We start from the raw sequence: 25,407 nt of genomic DNA, 5'->3' as shown, positions 1-25,407 counted from the left end.
TCGGGATCTCACGATCGGCTCGACGTCGCACGACGATGCGCGCTGAGCTGGTGTGCTCTCTCGCGTTTCGCGCGGGCTCGACCCGGACCGTCAGTACCAGCCGGTGCGCTGAGAGTGATCCCACGCCCCGCAGGGGGATCCGTATCGCGAGCTGATGTACGACAGGCCCCAGGAGATCTGGGTGTTCGCGTTCGTGCGCCAGTCCAGGCCGAAGGCGGCCATCTTGTCGCCGGGGAGCGCCTGGGGGATGCCGTAGGCGCCGCTGCCGCTGTTGTAGGCGTCGACCCGCCAGCTCGACTCGCGGTTCCACAGCGAGACGAGGCACGAGAACTGGTCGTCGCCCCAGCCGTAGCGACCGATCGCGCCGCGGGCCGCCGAGCGCGCTTCGCCGGGGCTCATGACCGGCCCCGCCGGGGCGGTCGACCCGCCGCCGGACCCGCCGCCCGGGCTCGAGCCGCCGGAGCCCGACCCGCCGCTCGAGCCCGAGCCGCCGGAGCTGGAACCGCCGGAGCCCGAGCCGCCGGACGAGCTCGACCCGCCGGACCCACCCGTCGACCCGCCGCCGGAGTTCGAGCCGCCGCCGGATGCCGCCACCGGTCCTCCCGCCGACCCGCCGGGCTGCTGCGCGTCGCGTTGCACCTTCTCCTGCTCGCGTGCCGCGCGTTCCTGAGCGGCGGTGGTCGCCCGCAACGCCGCGAGCTGGGCGTACAGATCATCGAGGCGCGCCTGCGCCGCCCGCACGGTTTCGGCCTCGGCCTCGGCGTCGCTCTGCGCGGTCGCGGCGGTGGTCCGTGCGTCGTCGGCGAGGCGCGCGGCTTCGTCGCGGGCCTGCTCCGCTTGCTCGCGCAGAGAGGTGGCGACGTCGGCCGCACTGCGGGCCCGGCCCGCGGTGCGTGCCGTGACCTCGGACACACGATCCAGGATGCCGAGCCGCTCGAGCAGCGAATCGGGATCGGCGTCCGTCAGGAGCTGCGCCACGAGGGGGCCACTGCCCACGGTGCGGTACAACCGCGCGGCACTCGCTCCCGCGGCGGCGGCGCTGGAGGTCTCCGCGGCATCGGCCGAGGCGCTCTGCGCGGTCAGCTCCGCCGCGCGCGCCGCGGTCCGTTCCGCCTGGAGGCGCGTCTGCTCGGCGACGGCCGACGCATCGAGGGCACGGTGCGACGCGGCTGCGGCATCGGCCTCCGCGGCATCCAATTCCTGCTTCACCTGGGCCACGGCGCTGTCGTCGACGACGGCGAGGGCATGGCCCGTGCGGACGCCCGCCGAGGCGGGAGAGGGCACGAGGGCCGCGCCGACGACGACGCACGCGAGAAGCGTGTGACTCGTGCGACGAATGAGGCCCATGAGGTCACGCTAGAGCACGATCCCGTGTGCTGCCCACCCCCGGACGGTGGTCGCTGATAGGGTGAGGAAGGATGCCGCCTCGGCATCGGCTCAACTACATATGAGCTCACGGAGCAGGCCGGCAGACGCTGGTCCCCTGTGGTGGACTCCCCGTCGGATCGCCGGGTGGTCGTCTACTGGTGGCCAGTCGCCGGGATTTCCGGGCCGATTCGTCGGCGCGCCCTTTCTGCCTGTTCCTGCTCCTTCGCATGTCAGCTCGTCGCCCACACGGGGCGGCGAGCCTAAACAAAGAAGGAGGGACCTCTTGGAAGGTCCAGAAATCACCGCCGCTGAAGCCGTTCTCGACAACGGCCGTTTCGGCACCCGTACCGTCCGGTTCGAGACCGGACGCCTCGCTCAGCAGGCTCAGGGCGCTGTCGCCGCCTACCTCGACGAAGAGACGATGCTCCTGTCGGCCACCAGCGCCGGCAAGCACCCGCGTGAAGGATTCGACTTCTTCCCGCTGACCGTCGACGTCGAAGAGCGCTCTTACGCCGCCGGCAAGATCCCCGGCTCGTTCTTCCGCCGCGAGGGTCGCCCCTCCACCGAGGCCATCCTCGTGTGCCGCCTCATCGACCGGCCGCTGCGCCCGTCGTTCGTCGACGGCCTCCGCAACGAGGTCCAGATCGTCGTCACCGTGCTCTCGATCGCTCCCGGGGAGTTCTACGACGCCCTCGCGATCAACGCCGCCTCGCTGTCGACCCAGATCTCGGGTCTGCCGTTCTCGGGTCCCATCGCCGGTGTGCGTCTCGCGCTCATCCCCGGCCAGGGCGAGAACGCCGACCAGTGGGTCGCTTTCCCGACCGTCACGCAGCTCGAAGACGCCGTCTTCGACCTCATCGTCGCCGGCCGCGTGCTCGACGACGGCGACGTCGCCATCATGATGGTGGAGGCCGAAGCCACCGAGGGCAGCTGGAACATGATCAAGGGCGGCGCCACCAAGCCGAACGAGCAGGTCGTGGCCGAGGGCCTCGAGGCTGCCAAGCCCTTCCTGCGTCAGCTGGTCGACGCGCAGAACGAGGTCGCCCGTACCGCGGCCAAGGAGATCCAGTCGTTCCCCGTCTTCCCGGCATACAGCCAGGAGACCTACGACTTCGTCGCCGGCCGTGCCTACGACCGTCTGGTGCCCGTCTACCAGATCGCCGACAAGCAGGAGCGCCAGAACGCCGACGACGAGGTCAAGACCTCCGTCAAGGAGCAGCTCCTCGCCGCCGTCGAGTCGGGTGAGCTGCCCGCCGTCGCAACCCTGGAGTTCAACGCCGCGTACAAGTCGGTCACCAAGACCATCGTCCGCGGTCGCATCCTCGCCGAGGGCGTGCGTATGGACGGCCGTGGCCTCGCCGACATCCGACCGCTCGACGCCGAGGTGCAGGTCATCCCGCGCGTGCACGGTTCGGCGATCTTCCAGCGCGGCGAGACCCAGATCCTGGGCGTCACCACGCTGAACATGCTCAAGATGGAGCAGCAGATCGACTCGCTCTCGCCGATCACGAGCAAGCGTTACCTGCACCACTACAACTTCCCGCCGTACTCGACCGGTGAGACCGGTCGCGTGGGCAGCCCGAAGCGTCGCGAGATCGGCCACGGCTTCCTGGCCGAGCGTGCTCTCGTTCCCGTGCTCCCCAGCCGCGAGGAGTTCCCCTACGCGATCCGTCAGGTGTCCGAGGCTCTCGGCTCCAACGGTTCGACGTCGATGGGCTCGGTGTGCGCCTCGACCCTGTCGCTGCTGAACGCGGGTGTGCCCCTTCGCGCCCCCGTCGCCGGTATCGCCATGGGCTTGGTCACCGACGAGGTCGACGGACAGACGCGCTACGCCGCCCTGACCGACATCCTCGGCGCAGAAGACGCTCTCGGCGACATGGACTTCAAGGTCGCCGGAACGAGCGAGTTCATCACCGCGATCCAGCTCGACACCAAGCTCGACGGCATCCCGTCGTCGGTGCTCGCGGCCGCGCTCACCCAGGCCAAGGAGGCTCGTCTGACGATCCTCAACGTCCTGAACTCGGCGATCGACGCCCCCGACGAGATGGCGCCCACCGCGCCCCGCGTCATCAGCGTCCAGATCCCGGTCGACAAGATCGGTGAGCTCATCGGGCCCAAGGGCAAGACGATCAACTCCATCCAGGACGAGACCGGCGCACAGATCTCGATCGAGGACGACGGCACCGTCTACATCGGCGCGACCGACGGCCCCTCGGCCGAGGCCGCCCGTGCCCAGGTGAACGCGATCGCCAACCCGACCAACCCTGAGGTGGGCGAGCAGTTCCTCGGAACCGTCGTCAAGATCGCGACCTTCGGCGCGTTCGTCTCGCTGCTTCCCGGCAAGGACGGCCTGCTGCACGTCAGCGAGGTCCGCAAGCTCGCCGGCGGCAAGCGCGTCGAGAACGTCGAAGACGTGCTCTCGGTCGGTCGCAAGATCCTCGTGCGCATCACGAAGATCGACGACCGCGGCAAGCTGTCGCTCGAGCCCGTGCTCGACGAGGAGGCCACCACGCCCGAGCCCGCCGACACGGAGAGCTCGGCCGCCGCGAGCCAGGGTCCCGAGGCTCCCGCCGAAGGCTGATCCTCTGATCACCGGATGCCCGTCCCGCTCTCGCGGGGCGGGCATCCGTCGTGTGGCCCGTGGGGCGGGTGTGACGATCGCCGCGCAAGCGTTACGCAATGTTTATCGCCACGGCGGGACAATGGGCTGGCCGGTCTCGCGGAAGGCCTAGCCTCGTAGTACGTCGGGGGGCGTGGTGATACGGGTGGTTCCGTACCGTCATCCGGCATCGCGGGGAGAGGACCTCACCATGAGCGGCTCGGGCGTCGATGAGACGGCCTCGCCGCGCCTGCGTCGGGATCGTGCTGCGCACCCCTCGTCGCCGATCACCCTGCAGGGCCCCGGCCTCGGCTCTCACGTGCGCGTGCCTCTCGGCGAGACGGGGTTCGACGTCTTCCCCCTGTTCCTCGGCGGGGGAGAGTTCGGCTGGAACGTCGACGCCCGCTCGAGCCACGAGATCCTCGACGCGTACGCCGAGCTCGGCGGCAACGCGCTGCATACGGCCGACAGCTACGCCGCCGGTCGCAGCGAGTTCATCATCGGCGAGTGGCTCCGCACCCGCCGCATGCGCGACGACACGGTGCTGACGGTCCGCATCGGCGGCCACCCCGACAACCCGGGGTTGGACTCCGTCAATCTCGTCCGCGCCGTCGAGGCCTCGCTCACGCGCCTGGGCACCGACCGCATCGACGTGCTCTCCCTCGACGCCGCCCGCGGCGACCGAGCCCTGCTCGAGGACACCCTGGCCACCAGCGAGTGGCTCGTGGAGTCGGGCAAGGTCCGCGCGATCGGTGCGCACGGCTATACCGCCGCGCAGCTCGTCGAGGCCCGCATCCTGTCCTCCGCCGGGTACCCGCGCATCGCGGTACTCGACGTCCCCTACAACGTGCTGCGCCGGTCCGAGTTCGAGGGCGACGTGCGCCTCATCGCCTCGGCCCAGAACATGGCCGTGACCCCCTCGCACCCGCTCGCCCACGGCTTCCTCGCCGGCGAGACGCGCACCCGCGGCCAGTCCTCGCAGTCGGTGCGTGGCACGCAGGTGGCGGCGCACCTGAACCGTCGTGGCTCGCGCGTTCTGCGCGCCCTCGACGCGGTGGGCGAAGAGCTCGGACTCCCGGATGCCGCTGTCGCCGTCGCCTGGCTGCTCGCGCAGAAGATCGTGACGGCGCCGATCGTCAACGCTTTCGCCCCCCGCCACGTCGTGGAGTGCATGCGCGCCGTGGGCGTGCGCCTGAGCCGCGCGCACCTGTCGGATATCGCCCGAGCCGCGGAGTGACCGGCACGGTGTCGGGGGTGTGACGTAGGCTTGTCGAGAGGGCCGGGGGACGGCAGATCGACGACGAAGTGAGCTGACGTGACGCACTACATCTACCTGGTGCGCCATGGCGAGCACCAGGATGCCGAACACGGTCTGACCGACGGGCCCCTGTCTCCGAGAGGGCAACGGCAGGCCGCTCTGCTGGCGGACCGCCTCTCGGGCCTCCCTCTCGACGCTGTCTGGCACTCGCCTCTCGAGCGTGCGGCGCAGACCGCCCGCGCGGTCGCCGACCGCCTGCCCGCGGTCACGCCCGAGTCCTCGGCGCTGCTGTTCGACTGCATCCCCACCGGGATGACGCCCGAGACGCCCTCGGTGTTCGAGCCCTTCTTCGGTTCGGTGAGCGAGGCCGAGATCGACGCCGGTCGCGCCCAGATGGCCGACGCCACCGCCGAGTTCCTCGCCCGCAAGGCCGGCGAGGTGCACGAGCTCGTGATCACGCACAACTTCGTCATCTCGTGGTTCGTTCGCGAGGTTCTGCAGGCGCCCGACTGGCGCTGGATGACGATCAACCAGGCCTACTGCGGCCTGACGGTCATCGCGCAGAAGAAGGGGCGCCCCTGGACGCTGCTCTCCCACAACGACTTGGCGCACCTGCCGGTGGAGCTGCGCACCGGCCTGGTCGACCCGCTTCCCGTCTGAGTTCGTCCGCGGCGCGTCTGTGGATAACGCCGCGACGTCGGGTGCTCGCGCCTAGGCTGGACGCATGACGACGCGTGTGGCCATCGTGGGGGGAACCGGGAAGCTGGGCGGAGTGATCCGCGCGGTCGTCGACGCCGAGGACGGCTACGAGGTGACGGCGGTGCTCACCTCGGCCTCTCCGCTCAGCGAGATCGACGGCGCCGACCTCGTCATCGACGCCACCACGCCCGCCGTGTCGATCGACGTCGTCCGCGCGGCCGTCGAACGCGGCATCAATGTGCTGGTGGGCACGTCGGGCTGGTCGAACGAGCGCATCGCCTTGGTCCGTTCCCTCGTGGATGCCGGTGGCACGGGCGCCGTCTTCATCCCGAATTTCTCCCTCGGCTCGGTGATCGGCAGTGCCCTCGCCGCGGCCGCGGCGCCGTTCTTCCCCTCGATCGAGATCATCGAGGCGCACCACGAGACCAAGATCGACTCACCCAGCGGAACCGCCGTGCGCACGGCCGAGCTGATCGCAGCGGCGCGGGCCGATGTCGGACCCGTCGAATCGCCGCACGTCGATCAGCGAGCCCGTGGCCAGCGTGTCGCATCGGTCCCCATCCACTCGCTCCGCCGTCCGGGCGTCGTCGCCCGGCAGGAGACGATTCTCTCGGGTGCGGGGGAGTCGCTCACCATCGTCCACGACACGATCGAGCCGGCCAGGGCGTACGCTCCCGGCATCCGGATCGCCCTGGCCGCCGCCCGCGACGCGCGCGGGGTGCACGTGGGCCTCGACAGCTTCATCGACATCGGGGTACGCGTGCGACCCCTGCCGCCCGAGGCCCCCATCGCCGACGGCGACGTGTCGGGCCAGGTGGCGGGCGTCACCAGCGCATGAGAGTCCGCGTCGCGGTCGCCGTCATGACGGTGCTGCTGCTGATGTACGTCGTGCTGGCGGGGCAGCGGGCCATCGTGCTGCTCTCGAGCGGCGAAACCGTCGGCGTCGTCATGGGCGTGGCGCTGCTCGTCCTTCCGGCCCTGGCCATCTGGGCGATCGGTCGGGAGCTGTGGTTCGGCGTGCGTGCACAGCGATTGGGCGAGCGGCTGGAGGCCGAGGGCGGGCTGCCCGACGAGGACCTTCCCGTGCGTCCCAGCGGCCGCATCGAGCGCGAGGACGGCGACGCGCTGTTTCCGCGCTATCGCGCCGACGTCGAGGAGCACCCCGGCGATTGGCGCGCGCGCTACCGATTGGGGCTCGCGTACGACGCGGCGGGAGATCGTCGTCGCGCGCGAGACGCGATCCGCACGGCGATCCGCCTGGAGACGGCGGAGCGCCGGACGGCCTGAACACGAGCCAGCGCCGCGGGGACGACCGGCGTGGCGTCGGTCGTCCCCGCGCGTTCAGGCCGCGTCGCGCGCGGGAACGGCCGAGGCGACGGCCTCTTCGACCGTGCGATGCGTGAACACGAATCCGCTGTCTTCGAGGACGGCGGGACGAACGTCGGCATCCGAGGTGAGCAGGGCCTCCGTCGCGTCGGACCCGAGGGCGAGCTTGACGCCCCAGATCGGCGCGCGTACGAGGTAGGGACGGTTCATGCGGCGAGCCAGAGCGAACCCGAGGTCGTTCGCCGTCGCGCGCACCGGCCCGGTGAGGTTGACCGGTCCCGACACGTCGGCGTCGATGACGTGGCGGATGGCCCGTACCTCGTCGTCGAGCGAGATCCAGGGCCAGACCTGCGTCCCGCGCCCGATGGGGCCCGAGATGCCGAGCTTGGTCAGAAGCAGCAGGGGCTTGAGCACGCCCTGCTCGTGCACGACGGGCGCGGTGCGCAGCATCGCCACGCGGGCCGAGTCGCCGGCGGCGCGGGCGGCGTGCTCCCAGTCGACGCAGATGTCGGCCAGCAGACCGGAGCCGCGCTTCGAGGTCTCGGTCAGCACTGCCCCCGGCTGCGATCCGTAGAAGCCGGTGGCGCTGGCGTTCACGAGTGCGGGGGCGTCGGCACCGAGCGCGCGCACGGCCGCGGCCAGCGTACGGGTCGGCGTGATGCGCGACCACAGCAGGGTGCTCTTGTACGAGGCCGTCCAGGGGAAGTGCCCGATGGACGCCCCGTTCAGACAGACCACCGCGTCGGCCCCGGCGAGCACGTCGGGGTCGAGGGGTGCGGCGTCCTGCAGCCACTGCACCTCGTGGGGCGCCGTCGGCTCGTGGCGCACGAGCGAGGTGACCTCGACGCCGTCGCCGCGCAGCGAGTCGAGCAGCGCCGAGCCGATGAGGCCCGACGCGCCGGCGAGGACGACGCGTCGGGCCGGAGTCTCAGGCAAGCGTCGCCTCGAGGGTGATGTCGATGCCCGTGAGCGCCTGCGACACGGGGCAGTTGGCCTTCGCGTCGGCGGCGATCTTCTGGAACGTCTCGTCGTCGAGTCCGGGGACGACGGCGTTGACGTTGAGGTGGCTGCCGGTGATGCCGGTGCCGGGCTTGAAGGTGATCGATGCCGTGGCGTCGACCGACTCGGGCGGGGTGCCGTTCTCGGCCAGTGCGTTCGACAGCGCCATGCTGAAGCACGACGAGTGCGCACCCGCGAGCAGCTCTTCGGGCGTGGTGACCGAGCCCGATCCCTCGCTGCGCGCCTTCCAGTTCACGTCGAACGTACCGATTCCAGACGAGGTGAAGGTGACCTCACCCGATCCCTCGAACAGGCTGCCCTTCCAGGCGGTGGTGGCTTCGCTCGTGACGGCCATGGGGAACCTCCGTTGTCTCGGCGCGGCCAGGGGTGACCGCGACGCGGCCAGCCTAGTGAGAGCGTCGGCCGCCGGGCGGGTCTTGACAGGGCTCTGCTCGAAGACGCTCAGGCTGCGGCGGGACCGCGGCGACCGATGAGTCCCGCGCGCTGCAGCACGAGGTAGAGCTGGCATCCGAGGCACAGCCCGAAGACGGCGTTGAGGAACGCTGCGACGAACGCCATCGCCGCCGCGATCGGCAGCGCCCACGGCACTCCGACGAGGTGCAGGAACAGTCCCGCGGCGGTGACGAACAGCCCCACGCCCTGGGCGAAGCGGGGCGGACGGGGGTCCTCGAACTCGGTCGGCGGCGCGAGCCGTGGCTGCACCACCCGGCGATACACGACGCCCCAGGGCGCCGTGCGGGGCCAGGCGACCCCCCACACGAACAGCAGCGCGATGACGAGCAGCAGAACGAAGCCGGGGTCGGCGACGCGGTCCTGCAACGAGACCTGTTGAACGGTCCAGGCGTCGGGGCGGAAGGTGGCATCGGCCGCGGGCTGGTAGGCCACCCACCCGAGACCCCCGCGCCGCGTCGAGATACCGACCAGGCCGAGTGCCGTCGCCACCAGGAGCAGGGCGGCGGTGATGGATGCCGCGAAGCGCGGGCCGCGGGCGTCGATGCGCGAGGGGTCAGGCACGGGTGGGCTCCTTCTGCAGTCGGGTCAACTCGTTCTCGACCGCGGCGCGTTCGAGAGTCCCGCCGAAACGGGTGCGGATGGCTCCGCGTCGATCGAGCACGAGGGTGGTGGGGGTTTGCAGGACGTGGAACTGCTGAGCGAGATCGGGACGATGGGTCAGGTCGACGTCGATGTAGTGGACGCCCTCACGGGAGTCGGCGACCTGCGTGAGGATGCGGCGCACCCCGGGGCAGCGCGAGCAGATCTCGGTGCTGAACTGCACCAGGGTCGCCTCCGGGCCCAGGCAGTCCGCGCCGAGCAGGCCGGGATCGACCGCCTCGGCCGAGTCGACGGTCCGCGCGCGCCCCTGTCGTCGGCGGAACACGACACCGACGAGCGTCGTCAGCACGACCAGCACGCCGACCGCGAGAAGAGCGAAGGTCACGTCCACGACGGTCAACGCTAATGCGCGTGCGCGCGACGAGGGCCGATGAGTCCTCCCGTGACGGAGCCTCCTCCCCAGCGGTGCGCTCCCCGCAGCCGTGCACCGAGCTTCCTCCCCACGTTCTGGTGGGACTGCTTCGCGGGTATCGTGAGGGCCGTGACCGCCGACATCCCGACGCCCTACGAAGACCTGCTCCGCGACGTTCTCGAAACGGGCGTGCACAAGTCCGATCGCACCGGGACGGGCACCACGAGCGTGTTCGGGCGTCAGATCCGCTTCGACCTCGCCGAGGGCTTCCCGCTCATCACGACCAAGCGCGTGCACCTGAAGTCGATCGTGTACGAGCTGCTGTGGTTCCTGCGCGGCGAATCGAACGTGTCGTGGTTGAAAGACAACGGCGTCACCATCTGGGACGAGTGGGCCGATCACGATGGCGAGCTCGGGCCCGTCTACGGTGTCCAGTGGCGCTCGTGGCCCACCGCCGACGGCGGGACGATCGACCAGATCTCGCAGGTCGTGGAGCAGATCCGTCGCGACCCCGACTCGCGTCGGCTGATCGTGTCGGCCTGGAACCCCGCCGACATCCCGGACATGGCGCTCGCACCGTGCCACGCCCTGTTCCAGTTCTATGTCGCCGACGGCAAGCTGTCGTGCCAGCTCTACCAGCGCAGCGCCGACATGTTCCTCGGCGTGCCGTTCAACATCGCCTCCTATGCGCTCCTGACGCTCATGGTCGCGCAGCAGACGGGCCTCCAGCCCGGAGAGTTCGTCTGGACCGGTGGCGACTGCCACGTCTACGACAATCACCGAGAGCAGGTCCGCGAGCAACTCTCGCGCGAGCCCTACCCCTACCCGACGCTCCGCTTCGCCCGCCAGCCGGAGTCGATCTTCGACTACTCCTTCGACGACATCGTCGTCGAGGACTACCAGCACCACCCCGCGATCCGCGGAGCCGTCGCGGTATGACCGCGGTCGGCCTCGTGTGGGCGCAGGCGCACGGAGGCGTCATCGGCGCCGACGGAGGGATGCCCTGGCATGTGCCCGAGGACCTCGCGCACTTCCGCGCGGTGACCGGGTCGTCCGACGTCATCATGGGCCGGCGCACGTGGGAGTCGCTCCCGCCGCGGTTCCGCCCCCTCCCGGGGCGCCGGAATCTCGTGGTGTCGGGCTCCGAGGGCTGGACCGCCGAGGGCGCCGAGAGGGCATCCTCGCTCGATGACGCTCTCGCGCGGGCAGAGGGCGAAGACGTCTGGGTGATGGGGGGAGGCCGGCTCTATGCCGAGGCGATCCACCGCGCCGACGTCCTCGAACTCACACGCCTCGACGTCGAGGTGGACGGCGACACTTTCGCCCCCTCGATCGACGGCTGGACGCTCGAGGCCGCCGATCCCGTCGAGGGGTGGCACACCTCCGTAAGCGGCATCCGGTATCGCTTCGAGACCTATCGCCGAGGGACGCGCTGAGGTGGCCGTCGCCCTCATCACCGGCGCCAGCTCGGGCCTGGGCGCGGAGTTCGCCCGTCAGCTGGCCGCCCGCGGTGCCGATCTGGTCCTCGTCGCCCGCGACGGCGCGGCGCTGGAGCGGGTCGCGGACGATGTGCGAGCGAGATGGGGCGTCGGAGTCGAGGTGCTCGGCGCCGACCTCCTCGACGGCGAAGCGCTCGCCGTGGTCGAGAGGCGCCTGGCCGAGGGCGTCGACGTGCTCGTCAACAACGCCGGCTTCGGCCTCGATCTCGCCTTCGAAGAGAACCCCGTCGACCTCGAGGTGCGGCATCTCCGCCTGCACGTCGAAGCCGCGATGAGGCTGATGCACGCCTCCCTGCCCGCCATGCTCGAGCGGGGGAGCGGCCGCATCGTCAACGTCGCATCGGTGGCCGGGTTCGTCCCGCGCGGCACGTACGGTGCGGTGAAGGGCTGGCTCATCTCGTTCAGCCGCTGGGCGAACGTCGTCTACGCCCCGCGCGGTGTGAGCGTGACAGCGGTGTGCCCCGGGTTCGTGCACACCAACTTCCACGAGCGCCTCGGCCTGCCGCCCGGCCGAGAGGGCGTACCTGCGGGCATGTGGCTCGACGCCGAGCACGTGGTCCGCGAGGGCCTGCGCGACGCGGCTCGCGGTCGTTCGGTGTCGGTGCCGTCGTGGCGGTACAGGGTGCTCGTCGCCGCCTCACGCCTGCTTCCCGACGCCGTGGTCGTGCGCGCCGCTTCGCGAGGACGCTGAACCGCGCTCCCCGCACGGGCTCAGCGGAAACGGCCCAGCCGGATTCCCGCCAGGGCGAGCGCGCCGATCGTCTCGCCGTCCGACACCTCCCCGTTCGCGATGAGCTCGAGCGTCTCGGCGAAGGGGATCCACCGCACGGCGTCGATGCCCTCCTCGTGCTGCGAGGCCGTGGCATCCGTCGTCGTCAGGCCCCGCGCGAGGAACACGTACTCGGGAGCGTCTGCAATGCCGTTGAGCGCATTCATCCGGCCCAGCGAGCTCCACTCGGATGCCGTGACCCCGGTCTCCTCGAGCAGTTCGCGCTTCGCGGCCTCGAGGGGATCCTCCCCGTCGGAGCCGCCCGCGGGAACCTCGAGGGAGCGCCCGGTCGTGTAGCGCTCGAGCTCGACGAAGCACACGCGCTCCCGCTCGTCGAGGGCGACGACGAACACCGCGGGGTGCTGCATCCGCACGACGCCGTAGATCCCGTCGCCGTGGGGGCCGGTCACCTCGTCCTCACGCACGTGGATCCAGCGATTCTCGTAGACGGTGCGCGATGAGCGGGTGGTCCAGGCCATGACGCCCACCCTAGGACGCGGTCGCTGTCACGCATTGTTCACCCGAGCTGCGGGCGACGCCGAGGGTGGAACGCCGCGAACCGATAACCTGGACCCATGACGCACTCCGGCAATCCCTTCGGTCAGGTGCTCGTCGCGCTCATCACCCCGATGACCGCCGACGGCGAAGTCGATTGGCCCGCCACCGAGAAGCACATCGACGACGTCATCACCGCCGGAGCCGACGGCATCGTCGTCACCGGCACCACGGGTGAGACCTCGACCCTCACCGACCCCGAGAAGCTGCGTCTCGTCGAGGTCGGAAAGAGCGTCTCGGCCGGTCGCGCCAAGATCATCACGGGCGGCGGGTCGAACGAGACCGCGCACGCGATCGAGCTCTACAAGGCGAGCGAGAAGGCCGGCGCCGACGGCATCATGATCGTCACGCCGTACTACAACAAGCCGACCCAGGCCGGCATCCTGACGCACTTCCGTCTCGTCGCGGACGCGACGGACCTGCCGGTGATCCTCTACGACATTCCCGGTCGAACCGGTGTGCCCATCAAGTACGAGACGATCCTGCGTCTCGCCAAGCACCCGAACATCCTCGCCATCAAGGACGCCAAGGGCGACTTCAGCGAGGTCAGCCGCGTGCTGAACCAGACCGACCTCATGTACTTCTCGGGAGACGACGCCAACGTGCTACCGCACCTGTCGATCGGGGCTTCCGGCCTCATCGGTGTGACGGCGAACATCACCGCGACGCCCTACCGCACGATCGTGGACGCCGTGAACGCGGGGGATCTGGCCTCGGCCACGGCCGCGCACAAGAGTCTCGAGCCGTTGGTCCGCGCCGTCATGACGCACGTGCCCGGCACGGTCGCGGCGAAGTACATCCTCCACGGCCTCGGCCGCATCGGCAGCCCGCGCGTCCGCCTGCCCCTCGTCGGGCCGGAGGAGTGGGAAGCCGCCGTCATCGAAGACGAGCTGGCCCTCGTGAAGGACGTGGCCGGCGCCGACTTCTCCAACTTCCGCCCCGACCGCAACGCGGCCGCCGGCGGTGCCCTGCCGAAGGTGCACGGCACCACGAGATAAGCATCGGCGTCCGCCGAACCGCGGCCAGGGACGCCACACGAAGGGATGCCGCGAGGCGGTGTCCGAGGAGGCTCATATGCCCACTACCCCGTTCGACCCGCCCGCGCTCGCCGCGGGTACCCTCCGCGTCATCCCGCTCGGCGGTCTCGGCGAAGTCGGCCGCAACATGACTGTCTTCGAGTACGACGGCAAGCTGCTCGTCGTCGACTGCGGCGTGCTCTTCCCCGAGGAGCACCAGCCCGGCGTCGACCTGATCCTGCCCGACTTCGAGCCCATCAAGCACCGCCTCGACGACATCGTCGGTGTCGTTCTCACCCACGGTCACGAAGACCACATCGGCGCCGTTCCCTACCTCCTCAAGCTCAAGGGCGACATCCCCCTCATCGGCTCGGGCCTGACGCTCGCGCTCATCGAGGCGAAGCTCAAAGAGCACCGCATCCGCCCGTACACGCTGACGGTCACGGAGGGTCAGCACGAGAAGGTCGGCCCGTTCGATCTCGAGTTCATCGCCGTGAACCACTCCATCCCCGACGCGCTCGCCGTCGCGATCCGCACGCCCGCCGGCCTCGTGCTGGCCACCGGCGACTTCAAGATGGACCAGCTGCCGCTCGACGGCCGCATCACCGACCTGCGCGCCTTCGCCCGCCTGGGCGAGGAGGGCGTCGACCTCTTCCTCGTGGACTCCACCAACGCCGACGTCCCCGGGTTCACCCCCACGGAGCGGGGCATCGGCCCCGTGCTCGACCAGGTCATCGCCCGCGCTCCGCGTCGCGTCGTCGTGGCGAGCTTCTCCAGTCACGTGCACCGCGTGCAGCAGGTGCTGGACGCCGCCCACGCCAACGGTCGTCGGGTGGCGCTGCTCGGCCGCAGCATGGTGCGCAACATGGGCATCGCCGCCGATCTGGGCTACTTGAACGTCCCCGATGGCGTGCTGATCGACTACAAGAAGGCGCGCGACCTGCCCGACGACAAGATCGTCTACATGTCGACCGGTTCGCAGGGCGAGCCGATGGCCGTGCTCAGTCGCATGGCCAACCTCGACCACGCTATCGAGCCCGGCGAGGGCGACACGATCATCCTGGCATCCAGTCAGATCCCCGGGAACGAGAACGCGATCTACCGTGTGATCGACGGGCTGACCAAGCTCGGGGCGACCGTCGTGCACAAGGGCAACGCCAAGGTGCACGTCTCGGGCCACGCTGCCGCCGGCGAACTGCTCTACTGCTACAACATCCTCAAGCCCAAGAACGTGCTTCCCGTGCACGGCGAGTACCGCCATCTCATGGCGAATGCGAAGCTCGCACGCGAGACCGGCATTCCCGAGAAGAACACGATCCTCGGTGAGAACGGCACGGTCGTCGACCTGCGCGACGGCGTCGCCGAGGTCGTCGGTCAGGTCGACATCGGTTTCGTCTACGTCGACGGCTCGTCGGTGGGCGAGATCACGGATGCCGATCTGAAGGATCGCCGCATCCTGGGCGAGGAGGGCTTCATCTCGGTGATCGTCGTCGTCGATTCCGCGACCGGCAGCGTCATCTCCGGTCCGGAGATCCACGCGCGCGGATTCGCCGAGGCCGACAAGGTGTTCGACAGCGTCAAGCCGAAGATCGCCGCGGCCCTCGCGGAGGCCGCGAAGTCGGGGGTGCGCGACAACCACGCTCTCTCGCAGGTCGTCCGTCGCACGATCGGTCGCTGGGTCAATCAGTCGCTGCGTCGGCGGCCCATGATCGTGCCGATGGTCATCGAGGCCTGATTCTCTTCGAAGCGCCGCGGGTTCGCCCGCGGCGCTTCGTCGTTCCCGCTCCCCGCGGGCGCTCGCTATCATTCGGGCATGCCCGGTCTCCCGATCCGTGCGGCGCTCGCCTCCGACGGCGCCTTCCTCGCCGACATGACGGTCGAGGCCGCGACGTGGCGCGCGGGTGTCTCGCGGCCGCGTCACGAGATCGTCAGCAGCCCGGAGTACCGCCGCTACATCGCGGGGTGGATGCGCCCCGGCGACGCGGGGTTCGTCGCCGAGTCGCCGAGCGGCGAGCCCGTCGGGGCGGCGTGGTACCGCATGCTTCCCCGCGACGAACCCGGCTTCGGGTGGGTCGGCACGGGGGTGCCCGAGCTCATCATCGGCGTGCGACCCGTCTGGCGCGCGCACGGCACCGGTCGTGCACTGCTGCAGCGCCTGGTCGATCACGCCCGCGTGCAGGGATTCGCGCGCATCAGCTTGAGCGTCGAGCGTGACAACTACGCGCTCTCCCTGTACCGGTCGGAGGGCTTCGCCGTCGTGCGGAAGGGCATGGGGCGCGACGTCATGGTCAAGCGCCTGGGCTGAAGTCCGCGTCGGTACGCCCGAATGTCGGAGGGTCGGCCTACCGTGGAGGAATGCCTCGTACCTCGTCACCGTCCGGCGGCCGCGCTCCCGCCAAGGGGTCGTCGCGCGCGAAGTCCACGCCGCCCGCGTCGAAGCGCGCAGCCCCGGCGCCCAAGCGCTACGTCGACGAGCCCGAAAAGCCTGCTGCGGCGGCCCGCGCGTGGATGGCCGTCGCGCACGGCGTGGGCGGCATGTTCCGCGCCTTCGGCCCCGAGAACCTCGAGCGCGATCAGCGACGCGACGGCTTCCCGTTCTTCCTCGTCGTGCTCGCGGCTCTCGGTGCGGTGGTCGAGTGGTTCTTCATCGGGACGGATGCCGCTGCGCTGATCAGCGCGTACAGCTTCGGCGGATTGGTGGGCCGGGTCGCCTTCGTTCTGCCGGTTCTGCTGATTCTCCTGGCGGGCTGGCTGTTCCGCCACCCGGCCTCGGTGCACGACAACGGCCGCGTGGGAATCGGTTTCGCCCTGTTCGTCGTGACGGTTGCGGGGGTTCTGCCACGTCGCGGGGGGTCGCCCCGCACCGAACGTCGGTGGTCTGCCGGCGCTGAGTCCCGCCGGCGGGCTCGCGGGCTGGATCGTCGGAGAGCCGCTCGCGCTCGTCCTTCAGGACGTCGGGGCGTACATCGCTCTTTCCGTGCTCGCGGTGTTGAGCATCCTCATCCTCACCAAGACCCCGCCGAATCGCATCGGACGCCGCCTGGGCGACCTGTACGTTTGGATGTTCGGGGCCGAGCGTGCCGAGCGCGACGAGACTGCCGCGACCCAGGTGTTGCCCGCGGGTGACTCCGACGAGGAATCGGGCGAGAAGTCGCTGCCGTGGTGGCGGCGAAACAAGACGGGTCGTGAAGAAGAGACCGACGGCTCCCTCGGGTCGAACGACCTGACCGAGCTGCTGTCGCCCGGAACGACGCAGGGCGGCTTCGAATCCGCGGTGGTCGAGCCCGAGCCGACGACCCGTCCCACGCCGCCGCCCCTGCCCCCGACGCCCGACGCCTTGACCGAGGTGTTCGACGCCACGGCTCTGGCGGGTGTCGCAGCGGGTCGTGGTCTGCATGACGATTCGCCCCTCGAACACGCACCCGACGACGATCTCCCCGGGATCTCGGGTCTCGGCGGAGACCACGCCGGTGCGCCCCCCGCGGCGAACTACCGCCTTCCCGCGGTCACCGCCCTCGCCGCCGGGACGCCGCCGAAGGCGCGCTCGGCGGCGAACGACGCCGTGGTCGCGGCGATCGAGAGCGTCATGGAGCAGTTCAAGGTCGACGCGCGCGTGACCGGGTTCTCGCGCGGCCCGACAGTGACCCAATACGAGATCGAGGTCGGTCCGGGGGTCAAGGTCGAGCGCATCACCGCGTTGACCAACAACATCGCCTACGCCGTCGCCTCCAACGAAGTGCGTATCCTCGCGCCCATTCCGGGCAAGAGCGCGATCGGTGTCGAAATCCCCAACGCCGACCGTGAGATCGTGACCCTCGGCGACATCCTCCGCTCGGATGCCGCGACCTCGTCCACGCACCCGATGACCATCGGCGTAGGAAAAGACGTCGGCGGCGGGTTCGTCGTCGCCAACCTCGCGAAGATGCCTCACCTTCTGGTGGCCGGTTCCACCGGTTCGGGTAAGTCGAGCTTCGTGAACTCCATGATCACGAGCCTGCTGATGCGCGCCAAACCCTCCGACGTGCGCATGGTGCTGATCGACCCGAAGCGCGTCGAGCTGACGTCGTACGCCGGCGTGCCGCACCTCATCACCCCCATCATCACGAACCCCAAGAAAGCGGCCGAGGCGCTGCAGTGGGTCGTGAAAGAGATGGACATGCGGTACGACGACCTCGCGTCGTTCGGCTTCCGCCACATCGACGACTTCAACCGCGCCGTGGTCGCGGGAGAGATCACGCTGCCGGCCGGCAGCGAGCGGGTGCTGAAGCCTTATCCCTACTTGCTGGTCGTCGTCGACGAGCTCGCCGATCTCATGATGGTCGCCCCGCGCGACGTGGAAGACTCGATCGTCCGCATCACCCAGCTCGCCCGCGCGAGCGGAATCCACCTCGTCCTCGCCACCCAACGTCCATCGGTCGACGTCGTGACGGGTCTGATCAAGGCGAACGTCCCCTCACGCCTGGCATTCGCGGTGACCAGCGTCACCGACTCCCGCGTCATCCTCGACCAGCCCGGTGCCGACCGCCTCATCGGGCAGGGAGACGGTCTCTTCCTGCCGATGGGGGCCTCCAAGGCTCTTCGCGTGCAGGGCGCGTGGGTGAGCGAGCAGGAGATCGAGAAGGTCGTCGCGCACGTCACTCAGCAGGCGCGGCCCGAGTACCGCTCCGACGTGCAGGCCGCCGCCGAGAAGAAAGAGATCGACGCCGATATCGGCGACGATCTCGAGCTGCTGCTCGCCGCCGCCGAGCTCGTGGTGTCGACTCAGTTCGGCTCGACCTCGATGCTGCAGCGCAAGCTCCGCGTCGGTTTCGCGAAGGCGGGTCGTCTCATGGACCTCCTGGAATCCCGCGAGATCGTCGGACCGTCCGAGGGGTCGAAGGCGCGTGACGTGATGGTGACCAACGAGCAACTCCCTGCGGTGCTCGCGCGCCTTCGAGGCGATGACGCTCCGGCGGCCCCCGCACCCGGCGCCGACGACCGGTACGGCTCCGATCCCATCGAGGCGCAGTTCGAGGGTCTGCCCGTGGTGAACGCCGATGACGACGAGGGCTCCGAGGACGCCTGGCAGCTGACGGGTCGCGACTGATGGCCGTGCACCCGCAGCTGCCCAACGCGATCACCATCGCGCGCATCGTCTGCGCGCCGGTCTTCCTCTGGCTCCTTCTCGTCGACGCGGGCGCCGACGGCGGCCTCCGCTGGGCAGCCGCTGTGCTGTTCATCGTGGCCATCGCCACCGACGGCATCGACGGTTACATCGCCCGCAGGTACGACATCGTCAGCGACCTCGGAAAGCTCCTCGACCCCATCGCCGACAAGGCCCTGACGGGACTTGCCTTCGTGGGACTGTCGATCCTGGGTGAGCTTCCCTGGTGGGTCACCATCGTGGTGCTCGTGCGCGAGATCGGCATCACCGTCTACCGCTTCCTCGTCGTGAGCGATCACGTGCTGGCGGCGGCGTGGATGGGCAAACTCAAGACGGTCTTCCAAGCCATCGCTCTCTCGATCGCTCTGATCCCGTTCGCGTCGGTGTCGAGTGCGGGTGCGTGGCAGGCCACCGTCTGGTGGGCGGGCGTCATCACGATGACGATCGCGGTCGTCCTCACGATCGCTTCCGGACTCGACTACGTCGTGACCGAGGTCCGGGCGGCGCGGAAGAAGCGAGCGGCACGGTGATCGACGGCGTTCCCGACGACCTCGACGAGACCCTCGTCCGGACACCTCGTGAAAGTGCTGCCGTCCTCTTGGAGCGCCTCGTCGAGCTGGGGTGGACGATCGGCGTGGCGGAGTCTTTGACCGGTGGACTCGTGGTGTCTTCGCTCGTCGACATCCCCGGCGCCTCGCGCACGGTACGCGGGGGAGTGGTCGCGTACGCGACCGACCTGAAGCACGGTCTGCTCGGCGTCGATCAGACGCTGCTGGACGCGCACGGGGCTGTGCACCCGCGCGTGGCGCGTCAGATGGCCCGCGGCGTGCGCGACGTCCTGGGTCGAGACGGCGTGCCCACCGACGTCGGGATCGCCACGACGGGCGTCGCGGGCCCCGAAGAACAGGATGGGCAGCCGGTCGGCACGGTGCACATCGCCGTGTCGACGCCGTTGGGCACGCGGGTCGACTCCCTGGTCATCGCCGGCGACCGTGAGCGCATCCGCCGCGAGACGGCCCACCTGGCGATTCGGCGGGCGCTGGCGGCCTTGTGAAGACGTCGGCGTACCCGGTCGACGAAAACGGGAACAAATCATCGCATATCCCGGTTTCGTGTAGCGATTCCCATCCGGTGCACAGCGCACAGCATTAGGGTGACCACAGAAGGTGTTTCACAGCCGTCCACGGAGGGCGGCGACGGAATCAGCAGTGAGGAGGGCCCCAACATGATCCTGGTTCGTCAAGAGATCGGCGAAGTCCTGCGTGACCTCCGCCAGCAGAAGGGTCGTACCCTCCGCCAGGTCGCCAGCCGCGCGAGCGTCGCCCTCGGTTACCTCAGCGAGGTAGAGCGCGGTCAGAAGGAAGCGTCGAGCGAGATCCTCGCCTCGGTCGCGGAAGCCCTCGACGTTCCCATCTCGACCATCATGCGCGAAGTCGGCGACCGGCTCTCGGTGCTCGAGGGCTTGCAGACCTTCCCCGACGTGGTGCCCGACGAGCTCGTCGCCTCCGTCGAGCCCGAGCTCTCGCTCCGCTGAGCGACGCTCGTGCGTCGTAGCGAGTTCGATCGCGCCGTCCGTGACGAGTTCGGCGCGCGCGGGGGTTCGCTGTTGACCGATCTCGTGCTGTCGTCGGTGGGCGGGCGCACCAGCGTCGACGCTCTCGCGGCGGGCGTCGACCCGCGAGACGTCTGGCTTGCACTGTGCGAAGAGACGGACGTTCCCGCCACCCGTCGTTACGGAGTGGGTCGGCTGGAGCCGCGGCGCTCCTGAAGTGTCTTCGTACGTCCGACGGCGTGCCGCCGAGGCTTTCGGCTGTCGACGCCGTTCTTTCGGCGTGTCATCGAATCTACGTTCGAAACCGGCGTAGGCTCCTTCACACCAGGGTTTGTTCCTCGTCTGTCCACGGCCGGGGGGTTCTCCGAAGCCAATGTCGGAGGCCCTCTCTAACGTGAGAGATGTCGAACGACACTCTGAACGCCTTGTCGGGTGAACCCACCGTCGGTGGGAGGCGCGACAGCCTATAGGCGACCGGAACGCGAGAAGAAAGAAGACGTCATGCCCTCACCTGCAGAGCGCGAAAAGGCCCTCGAGTCCGCGCTGGCTCAGATCGACCGTCAGTTCGGAAAGGGCTCGGTCATGCGACTGGGCAGCGACGATCGAGCGCCCATCGAGACCATCCCCACCGGCTCCGTCGCTCTCGACGTCGCTCTCGGTATCGGTGGGCTCCCTCGTGGCCGCATCATCGAGATCTACGGCCCGGAGTCCTCGGGAAAGACCACGCTGACGCTTCACGCGATCGCGAACGCGCAGCGTGCCGGCGGAATCGCCGCCTTCATCGATGCCGAGCACGCACTCGACCCCGAGTACGCGAAGAAGCTCGGTGTCGACATCGACGCCCTCCTCGTCTCCCAGCCCGATACGGGCGAGCAGGCGCTCGAGATCGCCGACATGCTGATCCGTTCCGGCGCGATCGACCTCGTCGTCATCGACTCGGTCGCCGCACTCGTTCCCGAGGCCGAGATCAAGGGTGAGATGGGTGACTCGCACGTCGGTCTCCAGGCCCGCCTCATGTCGCAGGCCCTCCGTAAGCTCACCGGTGGACTGAACACCACGAAGACCACCGCGATCTTCATCAATCAGCTGCGCGAGAAGATCGGTGTCTTCTTCGGTTCGCCGGAAACCACGGCCGGTGGAAAGGCGCTCAAGTTCTACGCGTCGGTGCGACTGGACATCCGTCGCATCGAGACGCTGAAGGACGGCACCGAGGCGGTGGGCAACCGTACGCGCGTCAAGGTCGTGAAGAACAAGATGGCCCCGCCTTTCAAGCAGGCGGAATTCGACATCCTCTACGGCGTCGGTATCTCGCGTGAGGGAAGCCTCATCGACTTCGGCGTCGAGCACGCCATCGTCAAGAAGTCGGGTGCCTGGTACACCTACGAGGGTGAGCAGCTCGGTCAGGGGAAAGAGAACGCGCGCAACTTCCTCATCAAGAACCCCGACATCGCGGAAGAGATCGAGACGAAGATCAAGACCAAGATGGGCATCGGAGGCGCTCCCGCCGTTGCTGCGCCGGCGGACGACGAGCTGGCCGCACGGCGCCCGGCCTGATGACCGACGACACGCGGGGTTCCGGTCGTCGCCCGTCCGAGGAAGTGGGCGACGACCGGAGTCTCGGTGACAGCCCTGAACGGGGAAGCAAGAAAGACTGGGGCGGACTCGACGAGTCTCCGACGCGCCGTGAGCTTCGAGCCGTGGACGATACCGATCTTGCTCCGGTCATCCCTCTCTTCGGGGCGGGTGTCCGGCCGGGCGGCGACCACCCCTCGCGCCGAGACGAGGCCATCGCGGACGACTCGACCGGAATGCCCGGTGTGAAAGGGGCGGTCGCCCCTATCGCGGGGCGTCCCCGACTCTCCGTCGTCGGTGACGACACCGGTGACGACGAGTCTTTCCCGGAGCGGGCAGAGATCCGTGAGCGGGCGGAAGCGGTTCTCCTGCGCAAGCTTCGCTCGCGATCCTTGTCGCTGTCTGAGGCCCGGACCGTCGTGCGCGGCGTCGAAGGTGCCGATGACTCGACCGCGGACGAACTCGTCGACCACTTCGTCGACCTCGGGTACCTCGATGACGTCGCATTCGCGGACCAACTGGCGATGTCGGCGGTCGAGCGCAAAGGCGAGGGGCGACGCGCCGTCGCCGAGACCCTACGCAAGCGCGGCATTCCCAGGGAGGTCGCCGAGGCCGTCCTCGCCGCCCTCCCCGACGACGACGCCGAACGCGCACTCGATTTCGCGCGGTCGAAGGTGCGAGGAGTCGAGGGCAAGGACTACGACGCGGCTCTCCGACGCCTCGCCGGTCAGCTGTCGCGACGCGGGTACCCGTCGTCGGTCGCTCTCACGGCCGCGCGATCAGCTCTCGATGAGGCGGGGATCGGGCGGACCCGGTCGTTCTCGCGTCCCGCTTCGGGTGTGAGGTTCACGCCCGACCGCTGACGTCGAGCCTTCCGTGGTCGACGCCGCCTCTCAGCTACCGGCGCCGGACGCCGCTGCCACGAAACGGCCGAGCTCCCGCCGCGAGGGTGCTCCCACCTTCATCCGCGCTTGGTAGACGTGCGACTCGACCGTCCGGATCGACAGGAACAGGCGCTGAGCGATATCGCGATTGCTCAGACCCTCGTCGGCCAGGAGCGCGATCTCGCGCTCGCGCGCCGTGAGGTCGTCGATCGCCTCGGTCGGTGTGTCTCGCGAGGTGCTGCGCGCAGCGTCGACGGCGGTGCGCGCCGCGGGTGTCTCGGGGGCGGACCACAGGTCGTGGAGTCGGAGCTCGTCGACCGGAGATCGCGCTTCCGCGCTGGTGCGCGCCGTCGCTCGGCGCACGGCCGCGGAGGCGAGGGGAAGGTCGGTGGTGGCGGCGAGCTGCACGAGCTCGTCGATCTCCCCCTCCTCGGCCTCTCCGAGGGTCACCAGCCGGAACAGGTCTCGAATGCGAAGCGCGGCGGTGGAGCGCCCGCACGAGAGGTCGGCCGCGGCCCGGGCGGCTCGCCGCGCTCCGTTGATCCGTCCCTCCGCCGTGAGAATGGTCGTCTCTACATACAGTCGACTGCGCACCAGCAGTGGCACGGGTTGCGTTCGCAGGCGGTTCAGGATCGCCCGAGCCTGCCTCGTGCGGCCCGACATGGCGAGCTCGTCAGCCACGCCGAGCTCGATCATGGCCGCGTGCAAGGGAGGCACCATCGTCGACTCCCGCGAAAGCGCAGAGGCGAGTTCCCGTTGCGATGCCTCGGGACGACCGACGCACGCGAATGCGATCGCGCAGGCGGCGCCAGCGACCGAGAGGTCCGCCGATTCTCCCTCTCGGACGGCGATGCTCGTCTCGTCCTCGAGTCGCTTGCGCACTGCCGTGCCGTCGGCGCCGGCGATCTGATGGCAGGCGAGCATGGTGAGCAGAGCCATCAGGCGGTCGCGCACCCCTATGCCCTCCGGGCATCGACGGGCGTCGAGGACACGCTCGATCGATCGGAAGTGCTTCTGGGCTCGACGCCAATCTCCCCGGAACGTCAGTGCGGATCCCGCGGCGACGAGGGCGCGTAGTCGAGCCGCCGGGGACGCGGAGGTCTCCGCGAGCGCGTTCTCGGTCGCGGTCACCGCCCGGGCCCAGTCCATGTCCGCGGCTGCGTGAACGGCGTCTTGCAGCAGAACGTCGACGCGCTCATCGGCGAGCGTCGACGCCGCGACGCGGTGGCCGGTCGTGCCGCGGGGAGGTCGTGTCGCGCGGGACCGCGCGTCACGTCGCCGTGTGTCGGTACTCGTCATCTCGGCGGGCCCCGGCATCGGGTCCGGCCGATCGGCGGCGAGATGCGCCTCCCGTCGGAGTTCGGGATCCTCCATCGCTCGTAGGCCCCGAGCGGCGTACGCCGCCGCGCGTGCGGTGTCACCTCGGTCGTTGGCCTCTCGAACAGCGTCGAGCGCGACACGGGCGCGCAGTGCGGGGGAGCAGTCTGCCTCGCCTAACGAGGAGCTCCCATGCCGGTGCCAGCGCTCCGCGACCGAGATGGCGACAGCCGGACTCCACCACTCAGCCGATTCCCTCAGCATGCGATGTCCCGCCGACTCCACCACCTCGTCGACCCGAGCCGCACCGAGCTGCCTCTGCGCCTGCTGGGCGATGAGATCGTTCGCAGTGAGGCGGCGATCGGCGGAGGCGTCGGCGTGCAGGAGACCCCTCGCGACGAGAGCCTGAATCCTCTCGGCATCGAGCAGTCGCGCGGCGACCGCGAGCTCGAGGTGAGGCAGTCGCCGCACCGCGGCGAGGCACGCGAGATCCTCCGGTGAGAAGTCGGCGACGTGTTCGGACACGGCGATGGCGAGCCGACTGCGTGGATCCACTGTCTGCAGCTCTCTCAGCGGGTCGCGTCCGGCTCGGGCGGCATCGATCGCCTCGACGATGAGGTGTCGAAGAAGGGTCCGAGACCGGTCGGCCCGCCAGACGATCCCGGCACGGGTGGAGCTGTCGAGAACGTCGGCTCCCGGAAAGAGGTCGATCATGTCGAGGGCGTCGTCGTTGCTGAGGTCGGCGAGGTCGATCCGGTGCGCGAATCCATCGAGCCAGAGGTCGACAACGGTTCGGCGGACGACGCCCACGTCGTCGGGGAGACCGGTCGATCCAGCACGCGCCGTCCGCAGCCCGATCACGGCGATCACGCGGTTGGCGGCGATGCCCCGAGCGAGAGCTCGCGCCGACGCCGCATCGAGCAAGTCGACGTCGTCGACGACCACCACTCCCTCGACGACAGTGGTGGCGCTGCGGTCCGCGAGAGTGCGGAGCCCAGCGTGTCCGGAGGCATCGATCGCTCCGAAGTCGACGCGGGTGAGCGCAGGGGAGGTGCGCAGATCGACAGCCAGGGCGTCGTCCCGTTCCAGCTCAGCGGCGACGGCGCGCAGAAAGTAGCTGCGTCCGCTCCCACGCGGTCCCGCCAGGATCAGCGACGTTCCGCTCCGCGCTCGCTGCGCCAGCGCCGCGGCATCCCGGTCCGTTCCGACCAGCCCCCTCGACCACCTCGTCGAACGGTCTTCCCCCATGATTTCTCCCCCCGGAGACCGCCCGCAGACCTCGCGGACGTTGACGTGTCCCCAAGGTACCGATGAGGAGGGCGCGGCATCATTCCGATTGCGCATCCTTTGACCCGATAAGCGCCG

26 protein-coding genes are annotated in these 25,407 nt (G+C 69.6%); 18 read left to right on the top strand and 8 right to left on the bottom strand.

Translation table 11 applies throughout. The features are described 5' to 3' along the window. Positions 1-90: 90 nt before the first annotated feature. Positions 91-1,347 (bottom strand): hypothetical protein, encoded by a 1,257-nt coding sequence (locus tag QE454_RS16400; protein WP_307459614.1) that lies wholly within the window; start codon positions 1,345-1,347, stop codon positions 91-93. Between the two features lie 304 nt (positions 1,348-1,651). On the opposite strand from QE454_RS16400, the gene QE454_RS16395 reads away from it, so the two are divergent. The 5 genes from QE454_RS16395 to QE454_RS16375 all read left to right on the top strand — a co-directional run bounded on the left by QE454_RS16395 (position 1,652) and on the right by QE454_RS16375 (position 7,211). After that, entirely contained in the window at positions 1,652-3,949 is a 2,298-nt protein-coding gene (locus tag QE454_RS16395) for a polyribonucleotide nucleotidyltransferase (RefSeq protein WP_210071894.1), read from the top strand. Positions 3,950-4,178: 229 nt separating this feature from the next. Continuing rightward, complete coding sequence (locus tag QE454_RS16390) at positions 4,179-5,204, top strand: aldo/keto reductase (RefSeq protein WP_267786618.1); 1,026 nt, start codon at positions 4,179-4,181, stop codon at positions 5,202-5,204. A gap of 78 nt (positions 5,205-5,282) precedes the next feature. Further along, positions 5,283-5,885 (top strand): histidine phosphatase family protein, encoded by a 603-nt coding sequence (locus QE454_RS16385; RefSeq protein WP_210071892.1) that lies wholly within the window; start codon positions 5,283-5,285, stop codon positions 5,883-5,885. A gap of 64 nt (positions 5,886-5,949) precedes the next feature. Beyond that, complete coding sequence (gene dapB, locus QE454_RS16380) at positions 5,950-6,762, top strand: 4-hydroxy-tetrahydrodipicolinate reductase (protein ID WP_307459619.1); 813 nt, start codon at positions 5,950-5,952, stop codon at positions 6,760-6,762. Next, positions 6,759-7,211 (top strand): hypothetical protein, encoded by a 453-nt coding sequence (locus QE454_RS16375; protein ID WP_267786620.1) that lies wholly within the window; start codon positions 6,759-6,761, stop codon positions 7,209-7,211. Before dapB ends, QE454_RS16375 begins: the two co-directional genes overlap by 4 nt. 54 nt (positions 7,212-7,265) lie before the next feature. On the opposite strand, the gene QE454_RS16370 is transcribed toward QE454_RS16375, so the two are convergent. The 4 genes from QE454_RS16370 to QE454_RS16355 form a co-directional block, all read right to left on the bottom strand. Next, the gene (locus tag QE454_RS16370) at positions 7,266-8,186 is read right to left on the bottom strand and encodes a TIGR01777 family oxidoreductase (RefSeq protein WP_307459621.1); all 921 of its coding nucleotides are present in this window, start codon (positions 8,184-8,186) and stop codon (positions 7,266-7,268) included. Next, the gene (locus QE454_RS16365; RefSeq protein ID WP_103210405.1) at positions 8,179-8,604 is read right to left on the bottom strand and encodes an OsmC family peroxiredoxin; all 426 of its coding nucleotides are present in this window, start codon (positions 8,602-8,604) and stop codon (positions 8,179-8,181) included. Before QE454_RS16365 ends, QE454_RS16370 begins: the two co-directional genes overlap by 8 nt. Positions 8,605-8,711: 107 nt before the next feature. Further along, on the bottom strand, positions 8,712-9,284 hold the full coding sequence (locus QE454_RS16360; RefSeq protein ID WP_307459624.1) for a DUF4395 domain-containing protein: 573 nt from the start codon (positions 9,282-9,284) through the stop codon (positions 8,712-8,714). Continuing rightward, entirely contained in the window at positions 9,277-9,714 is a 438-nt protein-coding gene (locus QE454_RS16355) for a thioredoxin family protein (protein WP_307459628.1), read from the bottom strand. The genes QE454_RS16360 and QE454_RS16355 overlap by 8 nt, the downstream gene beginning before the upstream one ends. Positions 9,715-9,864: 150 nt before the next feature. Between QE454_RS16355 and QE454_RS16350 the strand changes: the two genes are divergently transcribed. Genes QE454_RS16350 through QE454_RS16340 form a run of 3 tightly spaced genes read left to right on the top strand, consistent with a single transcriptional unit; the run spans position 9,865 to position 11,925 of the window. Beyond that, entirely contained in the window at positions 9,865-10,674 is an 810-nt protein-coding gene (locus QE454_RS16350) for a thymidylate synthase (RefSeq protein WP_307459631.1), read from the top strand. Further along, positions 10,671-11,171 carry a dihydrofolate reductase gene (locus QE454_RS16345; RefSeq protein ID WP_309668763.1) on the top strand — a complete coding sequence of 167 codons (501 nt, stop codon included), beginning with the start codon at positions 10,671-10,673 and terminating at the stop codon, positions 11,169-11,171. Before QE454_RS16350 ends, QE454_RS16345 begins: the two co-directional genes overlap by 4 nt. Position 11,172: 1 nt before the next feature. Further along, the gene (locus QE454_RS16340; RefSeq protein ID WP_307459633.1) at positions 11,173-11,925 is read left to right on the top strand and encodes an SDR family oxidoreductase; all 753 of its coding nucleotides are present in this window, start codon (positions 11,173-11,175) and stop codon (positions 11,923-11,925) included. A gap of 20 nt (positions 11,926-11,945) precedes the next feature. Here the strand turns inward: QE454_RS16340 and QE454_RS16335 are convergent, their stop codons facing one another. After that, positions 11,946-12,482, bottom strand: a complete 537-nt coding sequence (locus QE454_RS16335; RefSeq protein ID WP_307459636.1) for an NUDIX domain-containing protein — start codon at positions 12,480-12,482, stop codon at positions 11,946-11,948. A 96-nt stretch (positions 12,483-12,578) separates the two neighbouring features. Here QE454_RS16335 and dapA point away from each other — a divergent pair, with 96 nt between their 5' ends. The 3 genes from dapA to QE454_RS16320 all read left to right on the top strand — a co-directional run bounded on the left by dapA (position 12,579) and on the right by QE454_RS16320 (position 15,879). Then, on the top strand, positions 12,579-13,556 hold the full coding sequence (gene dapA, locus QE454_RS16330) for a 4-hydroxy-tetrahydrodipicolinate synthase (protein WP_103210415.1): 978 nt from the start codon (positions 12,579-12,581) through the stop codon (positions 13,554-13,556). 76 nt (positions 13,557-13,632) lie between these two features. Then, positions 13,633-15,309, top strand: a complete 1,677-nt coding sequence (locus QE454_RS16325) for a ribonuclease J (protein ID WP_210071881.1) — start codon at positions 13,633-13,635, stop codon at positions 15,307-15,309. Between the two features lie 78 nt (positions 15,310-15,387). Then, the gene (locus tag QE454_RS16320; protein ID WP_210071880.1) at positions 15,388-15,879 is read left to right on the top strand and encodes a GNAT family N-acetyltransferase; all 492 of its coding nucleotides are present in this window, start codon (positions 15,388-15,390) and stop codon (positions 15,877-15,879) included. Positions 15,880-15,944: 65 nt separating this feature from the next. Here QE454_RS16320 and QE454_RS17345 read toward each other — a convergent pair whose 3' ends face one another. Next, positions 15,945-16,337, bottom strand: a complete 393-nt coding sequence (locus tag QE454_RS17345) for a hypothetical protein (protein ID WP_396652978.1) — start codon at positions 16,335-16,337, stop codon at positions 15,945-15,947. A gap of 61 nt (positions 16,338-16,398) precedes the next feature. On the opposite strand from QE454_RS17345, the gene QE454_RS16315 reads away from it, so the two are divergent. From QE454_RS16315 to QE454_RS16285, 7 genes are all read left to right on the top strand, one after another. After that, positions 16,399-18,660, top strand: a complete 2,262-nt coding sequence (locus tag QE454_RS16315) for a DNA translocase FtsK (RefSeq protein ID WP_396652977.1) — start codon at positions 16,399-16,401, stop codon at positions 18,658-18,660. Then, complete coding sequence (gene pgsA, locus QE454_RS16310; RefSeq protein ID WP_307316015.1) at positions 18,660-19,247, top strand: CDP-diacylglycerol--glycerol-3-phosphate 3-phosphatidyltransferase; 588 nt, start codon at positions 18,660-18,662, stop codon at positions 19,245-19,247. Before QE454_RS16315 ends, pgsA begins: the two co-directional genes overlap by 1 nt. Continuing rightward, positions 19,244-19,771: a CinA family protein gene (locus tag QE454_RS16305; RefSeq protein WP_307459646.1), complete on the top strand. Its 528-nt coding sequence runs from the start codon at positions 19,244-19,246 to the stop codon at positions 19,769-19,771. Before pgsA ends, QE454_RS16305 begins: the two co-directional genes overlap by 4 nt. Positions 19,772-19,942: 171 nt before the next feature. Beyond that, positions 19,943-20,251: a helix-turn-helix domain-containing protein gene (locus QE454_RS16300; protein WP_055835145.1), complete on the top strand. Its 309-nt coding sequence runs from the start codon at positions 19,943-19,945 to the stop codon at positions 20,249-20,251. 9 nt (positions 20,252-20,260) lie between these two features. Continuing rightward, the gene (locus QE454_RS16295) at positions 20,261-20,485 is read left to right on the top strand and encodes a DUF3046 domain-containing protein (RefSeq protein ID WP_210071876.1); all 225 of its coding nucleotides are present in this window, start codon (positions 20,261-20,263) and stop codon (positions 20,483-20,485) included. A gap of 285 nt (positions 20,486-20,770) precedes the next feature. Beyond that, positions 20,771-21,823 (top strand): recombinase RecA, encoded by a 1,053-nt coding sequence (gene recA, locus QE454_RS16290; RefSeq protein ID WP_210071875.1) that lies wholly within the window; start codon positions 20,771-20,773, stop codon positions 21,821-21,823. Positions 21,824-21,966: 143 nt separating this feature from the next. Continuing rightward, positions 21,967-22,704: a regulatory protein RecX gene (locus tag QE454_RS16285; protein WP_307459650.1), complete on the top strand. Its 738-nt coding sequence runs from the start codon at positions 21,967-21,969 to the stop codon at positions 22,702-22,704. A 30-nt stretch (positions 22,705-22,734) separates the two neighbouring features. Here the strand turns inward: QE454_RS16285 and QE454_RS16280 are convergent, their stop codons facing one another. Next, on the bottom strand, positions 22,735-25,290 hold the full coding sequence (locus QE454_RS16280; RefSeq protein ID WP_307459652.1) for a LuxR family transcriptional regulator: 2,556 nt from the start codon (positions 25,288-25,290) through the stop codon (positions 22,735-22,737). Positions 25,291-25,407 lie beyond the last annotated feature (117 nt).

It is taken from the genome of Microbacterium sp. SORGH_AS_0454, assembly GCF_031453395.1.
In the GTDB taxonomy this organism is placed as follows: domain Bacteria; phylum Actinomycetota; class Actinomycetes; order Actinomycetales; family Microbacteriaceae; genus Microbacterium.
This window is presented reverse-complemented; position numbering and strand designations above follow the sequence as displayed.